This window comes from Streptomyces sp. NBC_00887, from assembly GCF_045207585.1.
The window spans coordinates 3,726,724-3,742,490 of the sequence record NZ_CP108788.1 but is presented as its reverse complement, the minus strand read 5'-3'; the positions used below and the strand labels follow the sequence as shown (position 1 = coordinate 3,742,490).

The 15,767-nt window shown below is 70.3% G+C and carries 14 protein-coding genes and 1 pseudogene; 9 read left to right on the top strand and 6 right to left on the bottom strand.

All coding sequences use genetic code 11. The features are described from left to right. Positions 1-27 precede the first annotated feature (27 nt). From OG844_RS17060 to OG844_RS17045, 4 genes are all read right to left on the bottom strand, one after another. Positions 28-525, bottom strand: coding sequence for a hypothetical protein (locus OG844_RS17060; RefSeq protein ID WP_406391218.1), 498 nt, complete (start codon positions 523-525; stop codon positions 28-30). Between the two features lie 58 nt (positions 526-583). Then, on the bottom strand, positions 584-1,915 hold the full coding sequence (locus tag OG844_RS17055) for a hypothetical protein (protein ID WP_406391216.1): 1,332 nt from the start codon (positions 1,913-1,915) through the stop codon (positions 584-586). 10 nt (positions 1,916-1,925) lie between these two features. Beyond that, positions 1,926-2,333 carry a hypothetical protein gene (locus OG844_RS17050; protein ID WP_406391214.1) on the bottom strand — a complete coding sequence of 136 codons (408 nt, stop codon included), beginning with the start codon at positions 2,331-2,333 and terminating at the stop codon, positions 1,926-1,928. 97 nt (positions 2,334-2,430) lie between these two features. After that, positions 2,431-3,297: a phosphotransferase enzyme family protein gene (locus OG844_RS17045; protein WP_406391212.1), complete on the bottom strand. Its 867-nt coding sequence runs from the start codon at positions 3,295-3,297 to the stop codon at positions 2,431-2,433. A 125-nt stretch (positions 3,298-3,422) separates the two neighbouring features. Here OG844_RS17045 and OG844_RS17040 point away from each other — a divergent pair, with 125 nt between their 5' ends. From OG844_RS17040 to mgt, 4 genes and pseudogenes are all read left to right on the top strand, one after another. Continuing rightward, positions 3,423-4,352: a carbohydrate ABC transporter permease gene (locus OG844_RS17040; protein ID WP_406391210.1), complete on the top strand. Its 930-nt coding sequence runs from the start codon at positions 3,423-3,425 to the stop codon at positions 4,350-4,352. Then, the gene (locus OG844_RS17035; protein WP_406391208.1) at positions 4,349-5,188 is read left to right on the top strand and encodes a carbohydrate ABC transporter permease; all 840 of its coding nucleotides are present in this window, start codon (positions 4,349-4,351) and stop codon (positions 5,186-5,188) included. The genes OG844_RS17040 and OG844_RS17035 overlap by 4 nt, the downstream gene beginning before the upstream one ends. After that, entirely contained in the window at positions 5,188-6,489 is a 1,302-nt protein-coding gene (locus OG844_RS17030) for an ABC transporter substrate-binding protein (protein ID WP_406391206.1), read from the top strand. The genes OG844_RS17035 and OG844_RS17030 overlap by 1 nt, the downstream gene beginning before the upstream one ends. Positions 6,490-6,507: 18 nt before the next feature. Further along, a pseudogene (gene mgt, locus OG844_RS17025) lies at positions 6,508-7,744 on the top strand (macrolide-inactivating glycosyltransferase). Positions 7,745-7,842: 98 nt separating this feature from the next. On the opposite strand, the gene OG844_RS17020 reads toward mgt, so the two are convergent. Continuing rightward, positions 7,843-10,140, bottom strand: a complete 2,298-nt coding sequence (locus OG844_RS17020) for an MMPL family transporter (RefSeq protein ID WP_406391204.1) — start codon at positions 10,138-10,140, stop codon at positions 7,843-7,845. A gap of 370 nt (positions 10,141-10,510) precedes the next feature. Between OG844_RS17020 and OG844_RS17015 the strand changes: the two genes are divergently transcribed. The 5 genes from OG844_RS17015 to OG844_RS16995 all read left to right on the top strand — a co-directional run bounded on the left by OG844_RS17015 (position 10,511) and on the right by OG844_RS16995 (position 14,995). Then, positions 10,511-11,713 (top strand): S8 family peptidase, encoded by a 1,203-nt coding sequence (locus OG844_RS17015; RefSeq protein WP_406391202.1) that lies wholly within the window; start codon positions 10,511-10,513, stop codon positions 11,711-11,713. Between the two features lie 79 nt (positions 11,714-11,792). Continuing rightward, the gene (locus OG844_RS17010) at positions 11,793-12,341 is read left to right on the top strand and encodes a DUF1697 domain-containing protein (RefSeq protein WP_406391200.1); all 549 of its coding nucleotides are present in this window, start codon (positions 11,793-11,795) and stop codon (positions 12,339-12,341) included. Beyond that, the gene (locus OG844_RS17005; RefSeq protein WP_406391198.1) at positions 12,334-12,717 is read left to right on the top strand and encodes a DUF4440 domain-containing protein; all 384 of its coding nucleotides are present in this window, start codon (positions 12,334-12,336) and stop codon (positions 12,715-12,717) included. Before OG844_RS17010 ends, OG844_RS17005 begins: the two co-directional genes overlap by 8 nt. Before the next feature lie 538 nt (positions 12,718-13,255). Beyond that, positions 13,256-14,176, top strand: a complete 921-nt coding sequence (locus OG844_RS17000) for a S1 family peptidase (RefSeq protein WP_406391196.1) — start codon at positions 13,256-13,258, stop codon at positions 14,174-14,176. Between the two features lie 186 nt (positions 14,177-14,362). Beyond that, on the top strand, positions 14,363-14,995 hold the full coding sequence (locus tag OG844_RS16995; RefSeq protein ID WP_406391194.1) for a DsbA family protein: 633 nt from the start codon (positions 14,363-14,365) through the stop codon (positions 14,993-14,995). On the opposite strand, the gene OG844_RS16990 is transcribed toward OG844_RS16995, so the two are convergent. After that, positions 14,958-15,764, bottom strand: coding sequence for a sirohydrochlorin chelatase (locus tag OG844_RS16990; protein WP_406391192.1), 807 nt, complete (start codon positions 15,762-15,764; stop codon positions 14,958-14,960). The two genes, OG844_RS16995 and OG844_RS16990, sit on opposite strands and share 38 nt — an antisense overlap. Between the last annotated feature and the right edge of the window lie 3 nt (positions 15,765-15,767).

Below are 15,767 nucleotides of genomic sequence, written 5' to 3'. Positions count from 1 at the left end.
AAGGAGGGGCCGTCCCGGTGGGACGCCCTAGGAGGCCGCGTCGGTGTCAGGGCGGACCGTGCGCACGAAGTCCCGGAAGTCCTCCAGGACGTCGCGGTGCTGGGACGCGGTCACCGTCAGGATCAGTCGGATGACCGCCCGCTTGCTCGGGTCCGTGACGTCCAGCAGGGACAGGTAGACCTGCGACTGCACGAGGCTGCGGAGCGAGCCGCCGGCGACGGCCGAGACGGCCAGGGTCTGGGTGAGGCCCGGAGCCTCCACGGAACCGACCTCGCGGCGTTCCAGGACCTCGGCCGAGGCGGCGGACCGGCGCAGGTTCTCCACCGATTCGTCCGCGATCTCGGGGAGCGTCGCCTCGTCCGGGCGGAACTCGCCGTCGATCGTGATGTTCGCGGTGAATCCCTCATCGGGATGCGGGTGCAGCGCGACGAACGCCGAGCCCGTCGCGCCCACTCCGTCCGGCGGTGTGGCGCGCCAGCCGTCGGGCAGTTCGAACGCGATCGGTACGGGCAGGGTGGTGGTCATCCCGGTCTCTCCTTACGGCAACGGTGTGCTTACGGCAGCGGGTCCGCGGTTGCGAGTGTCAGAACAGGCTGCCGATTCCGTCGCCTACCCAGTTCGCGGCGTCTCCCACGGCCCCGGCCGCATCGCCCACGGTATCGACGACCTTCCCCGGGTCGACGGTGAACTCGAAGCCGACGGCCCCACCGAGGCCGGGGGAGATGCCCACCTTCGGGCCGAAGTGCCATACGCCGTTGGCATCCTTGCTGGCGTTCAGACTGGCTTCCGCGCCGGGACCGGCCCAGCCCTCGGCCGTGACACCCGCGCCGATTCCACCGATGTCCGCGCCCGCGCCGACGCTGCCCTTCGCGCCGGCGAAGGCTTCGGCGCCCACCTGTATGCCGTCCAGACCCGCTTGCGCGCTGACCCCGGCCTCGGCGCCGGCCATGGCCTCCGCCCGCGCGTACACGCCGACGGGGCCGGCGTCGGCGGTGCCGTTGGCCGAAGCCTCGCCGCCCGCGAAGGCCATGGCCTCGGCCTGGGCCCCCTCATTGGTGACGCCGGCGGCCGCCGAGGCCTTGGCGCCCGCATAGGCTTCGGCCTCTCCGGCCAGCTTGAACGGACCGTTGGTGAGCGTTCCCTCGGCCTTGGCGCGGCCCAGGTCGGCGTGCGCCTCCGCCTCGGCCAGCTTGCCCTTCCCGATGTTCGGACCGCTGGCGTCCGTCCCGACTCCCGGTCCAGAGGCCTCGGACTCGCCCTCGGCGACCCATCCGTCCTTCTTCTCGGGCTTGGGGTCGGGCTTACCGGCCTTCGCCAGATCGCCCTCGGCCTGCGTGTTGAACCCGCCGATCCCGATACCGTCGAACGAGACATCGCTCGTCGCGCGGGACAGTGCCCGCTTCACGCTCTGGTCGGCGGCGTCGACGGCCTTGACCGCCTTGGCTATCTCGTCGGTCCAGCCCTGCGCCTTCACCCGGGCATCGGCCAGCAGCCGGCCGTGATCGGGGTCGTGGTTGAAGGCGAACCGCTCCTGCGTGGAGAGGTTGTCGTACCCGATGTAGGTCGCCTTGCCGGCGCTGTCGACCTTGTATTCCTTCTTCTCGGCGTCCTCGACCAGGTCCTTGACCGCCTTCTGCAGGCGGGTCAGCTCGGTCTGCGCATCCGTGATCAGGCTGGCTATCGCCAGCGCCTCCGTCTTCGCAGCCCCGAACTCGAAGGCAGTGGCCGCGGCGTTGTTCTGCTGGGCGCCGAAGGCCTGGCCCTGCCAGTTCCCGTTGGCCAGCACGCCTTGCACGTTCTGCTCGTAATCGGTCTTCAGCTCACCGAAGCGCTCGCCCATCTTCTTCCACGCCCCGGACACGTCCGCGAGGGAGGACAGGTCGGCCGTCACCACGTCCTGGTAGTTCAGCGTCATGGCGTGCCCGTCACATCCCGTCGAAACTGCTGGGGAGGCGTATGGAGTTCGCCTGGGCGCCGGTGGCGAGGTCCTGGTTGTGCAGGATGTTCTTCGCGCCCTTCAGCCCGCTCAGCTCCTGCTGCAACCGGGCCATCAGCCGGTTCGCCTGTCCCTGCCAGGCGCCCAGCGCGTCGGAGACACCCTGGTCCGTGGCCCAGCCGGAGAGGCCCTTCAGCCCGGTGTCCTGCTTGATGAGAGGGCTCGGGGGAGCCGCGGACGGGGCGAGGAAGGGTGTCCGCGCCGTTCCGCCGCCGGCTGCCATGCGGCCGGCGGCCTGGGTGTCGGGCATCAGGTGTCCCTCCATGTACGTCGCCGCGCGCTTCTTGTCGCTCGCCGAGCTCGCGAGCTTCTGCTCGCCGCCTTCTCCGGTTCCCATGGGCAACCCCCGTTGCAATCGCACCTGTTCGGCCTCCCGGCCAAGAGGCATAGTACGGAAGGATCACCGGGTGCCGGACCGGCACCCCCAGGTCGCCTCAGAAGGGGTACCAGCGGACCTCGGGATCGTCCTCGCGCAATGACTCCACCCGGCGCCGGAACTCCGCCAGTGCCTTCGGGCTGGCCGGGGCGTGCTGGGAGACCCAGGCGCAGCTGGCCGTCTCGCGGGCGCCGCGCAGGACCGCACAGCCCTCCCAGCTGCGGACGTCCCAGCCGTAGGCCTCGGTGAACGCGTCGTACGACGCCGCGGGCAGGCCGTACCGGTCGCGGGAGAGCGCGAGGACCACCAGGTCGTGCTCGCGCAGGTCGGCGGAGAAGGTCTCCAGATCGACCAGCACCGGCCCGTCGGGGCCGACATGGACATTGCGGGGGAGCGCGTCGCCGTGGATGGGGCCAGGCGTCAGGTGCGGGGCAAGTGCCGCGGCGGCCTTCGCGAAGCCGTCGCGCCGGCCGCGCAGATAGTCGGCGTCGGCCGGGTCGATCGCATCGCCCGCGAGCCGAAGCCAGCGCTCGACGCCGCCGAGCAGTTCCCGGCGCGGCAGTGTGAAGCCGTCCGGGGCGGGCAGGGCGTGCACCCGCGCGAGCAGGGGGGCCAGATCCTGCGGCTCGGTCGGGCGCACGGCCTCGGGGAGCCGGTGCCACAGCGTGACCGGGTGGCCCATGGTCATGCGTACGCCGGGTTCGGCGGCCCGGACGGCAGGTACCCCCGAGGCGGCGAGCCACTGGGCGACGGCCGTCTCGCGCTCGGCGCGTTCCCGTAGTTCCGGATGCAGCGTGGCATCCCGGCCGACCTTGGCCACCAGGTCGTCCACGGCGAACACCGCGTTCTCGCCCAGTGCGAGCAGCGCCGCGCCGCCGGGCAGCCCGGCGGCGGTCAGTACCTCGCGCGCACGCAATTCGTCCATGGCCCGATTTTCGCATCCGTGCAGGCCACCTTGACGAACGGACGGCCCGTCAGCACGATGACGGAGGCCGCCCGATCGGCCATACGGGTACGAAACCGATCCAATGATGTGAAGGGGTCGTATTCATGACATTGGCGACCGCAATGACGCGGTCCGGGCGCGGAACTCCACGCAACGGACGGGGCAGACGGGACGGGGCGTCCTGGTTCCTGGTGCTTCCCGCGCTGATACCGATCCTCATCCTCAGCGTCGGACCCCTTCTGTACGGGATCGCGCTGGCCTTCACCGACGCCCAGTCGGGCCGCACCCGCTCCACGCAGTGGATCGGCGGACTCAACTTCCAGGACCTGCTGCACGACACCCTCTTCTGGGACTCCTTCCGGATCGGTCTGCTGTGGGCCGTCGGCGTGACGGTCCCGCAGTTCGTGCTCGCGCTCGGCCTCGCCCTGCTGCTCAGCGCCAACCTGCGGATGCGCTGGCTGGCCAGAGCGCTGGCGATCATCCCCTGGGCGATGCCCGAGGTCGTCGTGGGCATGATGTGGCGCCTCGTCTACAACCCCGACGCGGGCATCCTCAACGAGACCATCCGCGACCTGGGCCTCGGCGACGGCAGGGACTGGCTCACCGGGCTCGCGACCGCCCTGCCCGCGGTGATCGTCGTGGGCGTCTGGGCGGGCATGCCGCAGACCACCGTCGCGCTGCTGGCCGGACTGCAGAACACCCCGCACGAACTCCACGAGGCGGCGGCGCTCGACGGCGCGGGGGCCTGGCGTCGCTTCCGTACCGTCACCTGGCCCGCGCTCAAGCCGGTCGCGCTCGCGATCACCGCGCTGAACTTCATCTGGAACTTCAACTCCTTCGCCCTGGTCTATGTGCTGACCAGCGGAGGTCCGGGAGGGCGGACCCGGCTCCCCATGCTCTTCGCCTACGAAGAGGCTTTCCGCTACGGGCAGTTCGGATATGCCGCGGCGATGGGCTGCGTGATGGTCGCGGTGATCTCCGTGATCTTCGCGTTCCATCTCGTCGGCCGGCTCAGGGGAGGGGACGACGCATGAGTCTGCGCACCGGCCGTACCGCACGGGCGGGGCAGTACGCCGCGCTCCTGTGCTACCTCGTGTTCCTGGCGTTCCCGTTCCTCTGGCTGGTCTCGACCGCGTTCAAGCCGGCCCGCGAGTTGGGGTCGCTGCATCCCACGTGGATTCCCGAGGCCCCGACGCTGGACAACTTCCGGCAGGCCTTCGACGAGCAGCCGCTTCTTTCCGCCGCCGCCAATTCGCTCACCACCGCGCTCTCGGCGGCCGTCATCACGGTCGTCATCGCCACACCCATGGCGTACGTGATGGCCCGCCACCGGGGCAGGCTCTCCACCGCCGCCACCGGATGGGTCGTGGTCAGCCAGGCGTTCCCGTTCGTGCTGGTGATCATTCCGCTCTTCCTGGTGCTCAAGAACCTGCACCTGATCAACTCGCTGTGGGGGCTGGTCATGGTCTACGTGGTGTGGTCGCTGCCCTTCGCGCTGTGGATGCTGGCCGGATATGTGCGGGCCGTGCCGCCCGAACTGGAGGAGGCCGCCGCCGTCGACGGGGCGGGCAGGGTGCGCATACTCGTCTCGGTCACCGCCCCGCTGCTGGCACCCGGAATCGTCGCCACCGCACTCTTCGCGTTCATCACCGCATGGAACGAGTTCTTCTTCGCTCTCGTCCTGCTCAAGACACCGGAGAAGCAGACCTTGCCGGTCGTACTCACCCATTTCCTCGGTGCGGAGGGCGCGGCCGACCTCGGGCCGCTGGCCGCCGCCGCGTTCCTCGCCACCCTCCCCTCCCTCGTCCTCTTCGCGGTCATCCAGAAGCGGATCACGGGCGGACTGACGGCCGGGGCGGTGAAGAACTGATGCGCGCGCCCACCGTGGCGAGGGCGGCCGCCGCCGTGGCTGCCGCGCTGGTCCTCCTGCTCGGCGGCTGTTCGGGCGACGGCGGCGGTAAGGACGCCGACGGCACGATCCGGCTGAGCTTCCAGTCACTGGCCTGGCAGAAGGAGTCCGTCGACGCCAACAAGCAGCTGGTCCGGGAGTGGAACGCGACCCACCCCGGCATCCAGGTGGACTACGTCCAGGGGAGCTGGGACAACGTCCACGACCAGCTGCTCACCTCCTTCGAGGGCGGGGAGGCGCCGGACATCATCCATGACGCCTCCGACGACCTCGCGGACTTCGCGTACGGCGGCTACCTCGCCGATCTGCGCACCCTCCTGCCGGAGCGGCTGGCCGAGGACATCCCGCGGCAGTCCTGGCGGACCACCACCTTCGGCGACGGTGTCTACGGGGTGCCGTTCCTCCAGGAACCCCGGGTCCTGATCGCCAACACCGAGATTCTCGAGTCGTCGGGCGTACGGATCCCGACCCCCGAGAAGCCGTGGAGCTGGCCCGAGTTCCGGCAGATCACCGGAAAGCTTACGGAGAAGGGGAGGTACGGAGTCGCCTGGCCGCTCAAGGAGCCGGTCTCCGTCACCCTCAACCTCGGCCTCTCCGCCGGGGGACAGCTCTTCCACCGCGGGGCCGACGGCAAGGCGGCCATCCGCTTCGAGGACGGTGACCAGGTCATGCCCGGCACGGTCCGGGCCCAGGTCGACACCGACCACAGCGCCGCCCGCACCGCGCTCGGCATGAGCGGCTCGGACACCCTCCCCGGGTTCTTCGGCGGCACGTACGCCATGGTGCCGCTCGGGTTCTCGTACCGTCAGCAGGTCGTCGAGCAGGCCCCGGAGGGCTTCGATTGGACGGTCCTGCCCGCCCCGGCCGGCAATGAGGGCCTCGCCCAGGGCGTGAGCCCGCAGACGCTCTCGGTGGCGCAGGACAGCGCCCACAAGAAGGAGGCCGTGCAGTTCATCGACTTCCTGCTGCGCCCGCAGAACATGGTGCGCCTCGCACGGGGCGACTGGATGCTGCCGACCGGCACGAAGGCCCTGGCCGACCCCGCGCTGCACACCGCCGAGAACGGCTGGGCAACCGGCACGGCACTCGCCCGCGCGCTGCGCCCCGCCCCCGCGCAGTCGGTGCGCGGCTACCCCGAATGGAAGGACAAGGTCGCCACACCCGCACTCCAGGAGTACTACAGCGGGGCGATCGACACCGAGGAGCTGAAGAAGCGCCTGGTCGAGGACGGGAATCGGGTGCTGGCCCGGTACCAGCGCTGATCCGGAGACCTCAATAGACTGGACGAGACGTATCGTCTCGCTTATGCTGGCGGGCATGACACCGACCCCGCGCGCCCATGTCGCCATGTTCTCCATCGCCGCCCACGGGCACGTGAACCCGAGCCTGGAGGTGATCCGGGAGCTCGTCGCCCGTGGGTACCGCGTCAGCTACGCCATCCCGGCCTCCTTCGCCGAGAAGGTCGCCGCCACCGGAGCCGATCCGGTGATCTACTCCTCCGTGCTGCCCACCGAGGAGAACCCGGAGGACTGGGGCACGGAACTCATCGACAACATCGAGCCGTTCCTGGAGGACGCCGTGCAGGCTCTCCCCCAGCTCGCCGAGGCCTTCGCCGGCGACGAACCGGACCTGGTCCTGCACGACATCACCTCCTACCCGGCGCGGGTCCTCGCCCACCGCTGGGGCGTCCCCGCCGTCTCCCTCTGGCCCAACCTGGTCCCGTGGGAGGGGTACGAGAAGGAGATCGGCGAGCCGATGACGGCCGGGCTCAAGGAGACCGAGCGGGGCCGGGCCTACTACGCGCGCTTCCAGAGCTGGCTCGCGGAGAACGGCCTGGGGGACGTCTCCTCGGACGACTTCGTCGCCCGGCCGCGCCGTGCCGTGGTCCTGATCCCCGAGGCGCTCCAGCCCCACGCCGACCGGGTGGACCACGACGTGTACACCTTCGTCGGTGCCTGCCAGGGCGAGCGTGCCGACCAGGGCGGGTGGAAGCGCCCCGCCGACGCCGGGAAGGTCCTGCTGGTGTCGCTCGGGTCGTCGTTCACCAACGAGCCGGAGTTCTACCGCGAGTGCGTCAAGGCCTTCGGGGGCCTGCCGGGCTGGCACGTCGTGCTCCAGATCGGTACGCATGTCGCCCCGTCCGCGCTCGGGGACGTACCCGCGAACATCGAAGTGCACTCCTGGGTGCCGCAGTTGTCCGTGCTCAAGCAGGCGGACGCCTTCATCACCCACGCCGGCGCCGGCGGCAGCCAGGAAGGACTCGCCACCGGCACCCCGATGGTCGCCGTCCCGCAGGCCGTCGACCAGTACGGCAACGCGGACATGCTCCAGGCGCTCGGCGTGGCCAGGCACCTTCCCAAGGAGGAGGCCGACGCCACGTCCCTGCGCGCCGCCGTGCTCGCCCTGGTGGATGACCCGGAGGTGGCCGAGAAGCTCGCCCGGGTGCGGGAACGGATGGCGGGGGAGGGCGGCACGAAGCGGGCAGCCGACCTCATCGAGGCCGAACTGCCCGCCTGATTCCGGACGCGGCCGGACCGTCCCGCGCGCGACGCGGCCGGACCGTCCCGCACCCGGGTCCGGACGCGGCCGCACCGTGACGCGGCTTCCGCGACCGGTCAGACCGTGACGCGCTCCGGCTCGTCGTCCCCGCGCACCGCGGGCGCGGCGGCCGGAGCGGCATCGGTCAGGGCCGACTCGTCATGGGTGAGGTCCGGCAGCCAGCGCAGCCACCTGGGCATGTACCAGTTGCGCTCGTCGAGCAGCGCCATGACCGCCGGGAGCAGCACCCCGCGGATGATCGTGGCATCGATCAGGACGGCGGCGGCGAGGCCGACGCCCATCTGCTTCATGGACTGCATGGACAGTGTGCCGAAGATGGCGAAGACCGCGACCATGATGACCGCCGCACTCGTCACCACGCCCGCCGTCGAGACCACTCCGTGGGCGATGGCGTCCCGGGTCGTGCGGCCCTGCATCCGGGCCTCACGGATCCGCGACACCACGAACACGTGGTAGTCCATCGAGAGCCCGAAGAGGATCACGAAGAGGAACAGCGGCAGCCAGGAGATGATCGCGCCGACCCCCTCGGCGCCGACGAGCGAGGCGCCCCAGCCGTGCTGGAAGACCGCGGTGAGGATGCCGTAGGCCGCGCCCACCGAGAGCAGGTTGAGCAGGATCGACGTCACCGCGATCGTCAGGGAGCGGAAGCAGAGCAGCATCAGGACGAAGGCGAAGACGATCACGAAGGCGAAGACCGGGACGACCGAGCCGACGATCTGGTCGTTGAAGTCCTTCGAGCCGGCGACCTGGCCGGTGATCGGTGCCTCCACCCCTTCGGCCTTGAGCAGTGTGTCCGGCCGTACGCGGTCGCGCAGCAGGTCCAGGCTCTTCTCCGCCTTCTCCTGATCGGAACCCCCGACCAGCGGAACGGAGATGATCGCGACGTTCTCCGCGTCGTGCGTCACCATGTCGACGGGGCCCTTGGAGGCCCCCGAAGCGACGGCCTGACGGCGGAATTCGGCCAGCGCCTCACGCACCGGGGCCGCGCTGATGTCGTCCGCCTTCACCACGACCCGCGCCGGGTCGGCGCCGCCGGGGAACGCCTCGTTGAGCCGGTCGTACGTCTGCACGATCGGCAGGGAGTCGCCGAACTCCTGGTCCAGGGTGAGGTTCTGGGTGTTCATGCCCAGGGCGGGCAGGGCGATGGCGGCCAGGGCGCCGGCCGCGAGGACCAAGGACGTCCACGGCCTGCGGAGCACGGAGGAGAGCACGGCACGCCACACCCGGCTCTCGCCCCCGCCGGAGCCCTTGCCCCGGGAGCGCTTGATCCGGTCGATGAACGGCAGGCGGCCCTTGTCGACACGCTCACCCAGCAGGGAGAGCAGCGCGGGCAGCACCGTCACCGAGCCGACCATCGCCACCGCGACGACCATCAACGAGGCCAGGCCCATCGCCTCGAACTCCGCGATCCCGGTGAACAGCATGCCCGCCATCGCGACGCACACCGTCACTCCGGAGACGATCACGGCACGACCGCTGGTTGCCGCGGCGATCATCAGGGCCGTTCGGGCATCACGTCCGGCAGCCCGCTCCTCCCGTTCACGACGCAGATAGAACAGGCAGTAGTCGACGCCGACGGCGAGGCCGACCAGGAGCATCACCGAGTCGGCGGTCTCGCTCATCGGCTGGACATGGCTGACCAGGGCCATCAGCCCCATGGTCGCGACGATCGCCGTCATGGCCAGGGCCACCGGCAGCAGCGCGGCGACCAGCGCCCCGAAGGCGATCAGGAGGATTCCCAGGGCGACCGGTACGGCGGAGAGTTCGGCCCGTTTGAAGTCCTCGCCGAACGCGTCGTCGAAGGTCTTGTTCATGCTGGCGTCGCCGATCTCCTCGATCACCAGCCCGTCGTGCTCCCCCTGGACCCTCTCGACGGCGGTGAGGACGGGCTCGATGCGCTCCGTCGCCGTCTCCCGGTCACCGGTGATCTCGAACTGGACGAGCGCGGTCCGCCCGTCGTCGGAGATGGACCTCGAGTCGTAGGGCGAGGTCACCCCGGTGACCTCGCCGGTGGCCTCGACCGCCTCGATCACCGAGTCCACCGCGGCGCGGACCTCCGGGGCCGTCGCCTTGACCGAGGCGTCCTCCGCCTGGATCAGCACCGTTTCGTCGACCGAGTTCTTGAGCCCCGCGCTCTCGGTGATCTGGATTGCCCGGCTCACCTCCCCGGACATCGCCTCACTGTCCTTGACGTCGACCCGGCCGGCAGCCGTGCCGAGTCCCATCGCCAGGACGACGAAGAGCACCCAGATGCCCACGGCAGCCCACCGGTGCCGCGCACTCCAGCCACCCGCCCGGGCGGCGATGCCGTGTACCCGCGGCCTTCCCTTGCGCGCCGAATCCGTTTTTCCCATGACCGGGACAGCCCCCTCGTGAGCGACGCCGGCGGGGTGCCACCGTCTCCACTTCGAAGCTAAGGGCGGAATAAGGGCCGCTCCTCCTGCTCCCTGGTGAACCGGTGCGGGGCGTTTCTCCTCCTTGCGGGGTGGGTGGATCCCCGACGAGGAGGATGCAAGCCCCTTACATGTAAAGGCGGTTGGTCCGGTTGCCTGACCCGGCCGGGAGGTGCTGTGTTTTTTATGTCGAAAGTCTGGTGACTGCGTGACGGCTGCATGAAGGTCTTGATCTGGGCGCGTCAATCGAGCAGGGTTTCGAGGCAACCCCCGGAGGATTTCCGGCCGAGGGTCAATCCCCCCACAAAGAATGACGAGGAGCGCCCTCTTCATGGCAATTCACAAGCGCGCACGCCGGATCAAGCTGACCGCCGCGATAACTGCCGTGGCAGCCGCAGCCGGTGTCACCCTGATGAACACCTCGTTCGCCGGAGCCGCGCCGGCTCCCGCGCTCGGCACGGTCTACGGGGCCGACGCGGCCACCGCCGTCTCGGGCAGCTACATCGTGATGCTGGACCAGAAGGCCGACAAGGCCGAGCTCGCCGAGGAGTACGGCGGCAAGCTGAAGCGGAACTACACCTCGGCCATCAACGGCTTCTCGGCCAGCGGCCTTTCGGAGACCGAGGCCAAGCGGCTCGCGGCCGACCCGGCCGTCTCCAAGGTCGTCCAGAACAAGAAGTTCAGCATCAACGCCACGCAGGACAACCCGCCGTCCTGGGGTCTGGACCGGATCGACCAGGCCGAGACCGCGGGTGACGGCGCGTACACCTACCCGGACGCAGCGGGCGAGGGCGTCACGGCGTATGTCATCGACACCGGTGTCCGTGTCACGCACACCGACTTCGAGGGCCGTGCCACGTCGGGCTTCGACGCGGTGGACAACGACGACGACGCGAACGACGGCAACGGACACGGCACCCACGTGGCCGGCACGATCGCGGGCGCGGCCCACGGTGTCGCCAAGAAGGCGAAGATCGTGGCCGTGCGCGTCCTGGACGACGCGGGCTCCGGCACCACCGAGCAGGTCGTCGCGGGCATCGACTGGGTCACCGGGAACCACCAGGGCCCGTCCGTCGCCAACATGAGCCTCGGCGGCGGGGCGGACCCCGCCCTCGACGCCGCGGTCCAGAAGGCGATCGCCTCCGGTGTCACCTTCGCGGTGGCGGCGGGCAACGAGTCGAGCGACGCGGGCGAGGGCTCCCCGTCCCGCGTCCCCGAGGCCATCACGGTCGCCTCGTCCACCGAGGCCGACGAGCAGTCGTCGTTCTCCAACTATGGTTCCGTCGTGGACATCTACGCTCCCGGCTCGGAGATCACGTCGGCCTGGAACGACAGCGACGACGGCACCAACACCATCTCCGGTACGTCCATGGCGACCCCGCACGTCGTCGGGGCCGCCGCCGTCTACCTCGGCGGGCACCCGGACGCCACCCCGGAGGCGGTCACCGCGGCGCTCACCGAGGGGGCCACCCCGGACGTGATCTCCCATGCGACCGAAGGCACGGCGAACAAGCTCCTGAAGATCGTCGAGTAACAGGTACGCAGGCCGCCGCGCCCTCCCCCACGGGGCGCGGCGGCCGTCACCGGCAGGAAGACCGACCTAAGGTGGGGGCATGAGCACGATGTACGCGGCGCTGCTGCGCGGGATCAATGTCGGCGGGCACCGGAAAGTTCCGATGGCGGAACTCCGCACGCTGCTCACGGAACTGGGGCACGGCGACGTCGCCACCTACCTGCAGAGCGGGAACGCCGTCTTCAGCAGCGCGTCGGGTGACGAGAAGACCCTGGCCGCGGAGCTGGAGAAGGCCATCGAGGCGCGGTTCGGATTCACGGTGACCTGTCTGGTGCGCTCCGGTCCCTATCTGGCCGCCGTGGCCGACGCCTGCCCGTTCCCGGCAGCCGAGCTCGAGGGCAAGCAGCTGCACGTCACCTATTTCGACGGGCCCGTCGCCGCCGCCCGCTTCGCCCCGCTCGACACGGCCGCGTTCCGCCCCGAGGAATTCCGGCTCGGCGAGCGTGAGCTCTATCTGTACGCCCCCGAAGGGCTCGGCCGCTCCAAGCTGGCTGAAGCCCTTGCGCGGCCCGCCCTCAACAAGGACCTCATCGGCACCACTCGTAACTGGAACACGGTGGTCAAACTCGTGGAGATGACGCGTGACTGAGCCTTCGCCCGCCGTGGCCGCAGCCATCGAGGGCGAGCTCCGCCTCCTCGACCCGACGGTACGTGCCTCCGCGGATCTGCTGGCCACCATGCTGCACCCCGGATTCCGGGAGATCGGCACCAGCGGCCGGCTGTGGGACCGTGACACGATCATCGCCGCACTCACCGCCGATGACGCGGCCACGCCCAGTCCCCTGACCGCTTCACGGATGCGGGGGGAGCAGCTCGCCGCGGATCTGGTGCAGCTCACCTTCGACACGGAGTCCAAAGGGCTGCGTTCGCACCGCAGTTCGTTGTGGAGGCTGACCGGAAACGGCTGGCAGCTCTACTTCCACCAGGCCACCCCGTTCATCGACGACCCCTTTGCCGAGGTCTGACCGCGCCACGTCGCCGTGCAGCACAGGCCGGGGTGGGTCCGCAAGAGTGCCGCCCCGGTCTGATGTCTGCGTCAGAACCGGCCGATTCTCGCCGGTGGGGATGATTCCGGCCACCTGGATCGCCCGGGCAATTCGGCGGTAAGCCATCCGAACGGGCGAGGCCGTGCAGGGCTGGATGCGGGCCCCGCGGCCGTGCGCGCGCCGGCTCGGCGGACCGTTGCGGCGTGTGTGATCGCGACGCCCGCCCCTGTGGAGCCGGGTGGGGCCCATGGTTCACGGTTTGCTGCAATTCGCTGCGGGTGTCCGTTCGGTGAGCGGACGCGGGCGTTCGGAGGTCACCTGGTCGCGTATCGGGGTTCACTGCCCGTTCTCCGGTGTCGAGTCCGGAAGGCGACCTTGCCACCGGACCAAGTGGAGTCAAGGATTCGGGGCGTGCGATTGGCAGGTCCACGACCAGAACCCACGGGTCCCGGACAGTCGCACGCTGTCGGTCCGCCCACCCAGCGGGCCGTGAATCCCCCCATCAATGGAGGATGTTGTGACCTTCAAGCGCTTCGCACCCCTCGGCGCCATCTCCAGACACGCCCGGCTCATCGCCGTGACCTCAGGTCTGGTCACCGCCGTCGCGCTTGCCGCACCGACCGCGGTCGCCCAGACGACAGCGGACACCACCGTGACGAAGGCCGAGCTCGCCGACGCCAGTTCCGCCGTGCGCGGTGCCGACGTCGCCGGTACGGCCTGGTACACCGACGCGAGCACCGGCAAGGTCGTCGTGACGGTCGACAGCACGGTGACCGCGTCCGAGATCGCCACGATCAAGAAGTCGGTCACCGACTCCGGAGCGAAGATCGATCTCAAGCACACCCCGGGCACGTTCAACAAGCTCATCGCCGGTGGCCAGGCCATCTACGCCGGTGGCGGCGGCCGCTGTTCCCTCGGCTTCAACGTACGCAGTGGCAGCACCTACTACGCGCTGACTGCCGGGCACTGCACCGAGATAGGCAGCACCTGGTACACCAACTCCGGCCAGACCGCCGTCCTCGGCTCGCGGGCGGGCACCAGCTTCCCCACCAATGACTACGGGCTGATCCGGCACTCCAACTCCGCCAACGCGGACGGCAGGGTCTACCTCTACAACGGCAGCTACCAGGACATCACCACGGCCGCCAATGCCAGGGTCGGCCAGGCGGTCAAGCGCAGCGGTTCCACCACCGGCGTGCACAGCGGCACCGTCACCGGTCTCAACGCGACGGTGAACTACGGCGGCGGCGACGTCGTCTACGGCATGATCCAGACCAACGTCTGCGCCGAGCCCGGGGACAGCGGCGGCTCGCTGTTCGCCGGCAGCACGGCGCTCGGCCTCACCTCGGGCGGCAGTGGCAACTGCTCCTCGGGCGGCACCACCTTCTTCCAGCCCGTCACCGAGGCGCTGAGCGCCTACGGCGTCAGCGTCTTCTAGGGCGGACTCACGGGCGTTGGGCACCACTGACCCGGCTCACCCCGACGGGCCGCGCCTCCCGGCGCGGCCCGTTGCCGTGCCCGCCCTCCGGCCACCACCGGAACGGCGGATCGCGGCACAGTGGCCCAGCCCGTCGATGGCTGATTGGCCCAGGGAGGCGGGCCACCGGTTCCTTAGGCTCGTTCCATGAGCACACACGCAGACGCCGCGACGGGCGGAACGGTCGTCGACTTCTACTTCGACCCCGCCTGCCCTTTCGCCTGGATCGCCTCACGCTGGATGCTGGAGGTCGAGCGGGAACGCGACATCGAGCTCCGCTTCCATGTGATGAGCCTCTACCTGCACAACACAGGCAACGAACTCCCCGGCTGGTACCGGGAGCTCGTCGACAAGTCGATCGGGCCGGTCCGGGTCCTGGTCGCCGCGGCGGCGGACCACGGGGACGAAGTCCTGCGCGACCTCTACACCGCACTCGGCACCCGCATCCACCAGCAGAAGAACGAGGACTTCGACGCGGTGACCGCCGAGTCGCTGGCCGAGCTGGGCCTGCCCGCCGCCCTCGCGTCCGCCGCGCACTCCCCGGCACACGACGAGGCCGTGCGCCGCAGCCACGACCGCGGCAAGGACCCGGCTGCGGACTCCTACGTCGGAACGCCCACGATCCATGTCGACGGCACGGTGTGGTTCGGCCCGGTCCTCAACTCGATCCCCCACGGCGAGGAGGCGGCGCGGCTCTTCGACAGCTTCCGCGTCCTGGCCGGCCACCCGGACTTCTTCGAGCTCAAGCGCACCCGTACCGGAAGCCTCGACTGCGGCTGAGCCCTCCCTGCCACGCGCTGAGCGACGTCATCCGGGCTGCCGGGACGGACGCCTCGTCGTACCGGTCCAGCAGCAGCCGGGCGAGGGCCGGCGAGGGGCCCAGCACGCCGGAGAGCACATCGGCCCCGGCTTCCTCGGCGCCCGCGGCGATCCGGTCGGGGAGCCGGCCGGGTGCGATGACGTACGGGGCCACCGCCACCCGCCGCGCCCCGTCGGCCCGCAGGGCACGCACCACGTCGGCGGTGCGGGGAAGGGATGCGGAGGCGAACGCAGGCCGCACGGCGCACCAACCGGTGTGCCGCAGCTCCCGCGCGATTTCAGCGATCACTGCGATCGCCTCCGGGTCTGTGGAGCCCGCCGAGGCCAGGACGAGCCCGGTCGAGCGCTTGTCGGCGGGGGAGACCCCGGCCTCGTGCAGGCGCTGCTCCAGCGCCGCGTTCAGCAGCGGGGACGGGCCGAGCACCTCGGCCTGACGGATACCCAGCCGCGGCAGCCGTGTCCGGGCCTCGTGCAGCACCGACGGGATGTCGGACTTGGCGTGGAAGGCCCGCGTCAGCAGCAGGGGAAGCGCGACGACCTCGCCCGCCCCCTCCGCGGCCAGGCGTTCCAGCACCCTGGGCACGGACGGGGCGTTGAACTCCAGGAAGCCCGTCTCCACGCGCAGCCCCGGCCGCAGCGACCGCACCCGCGCGGTGAGCGCGTGCACGGTCGCCGCGTGCCGCGGATCGCGGCTGCCGTGGGCGATGACGAGAAGGACCGGGGCAGACATGGA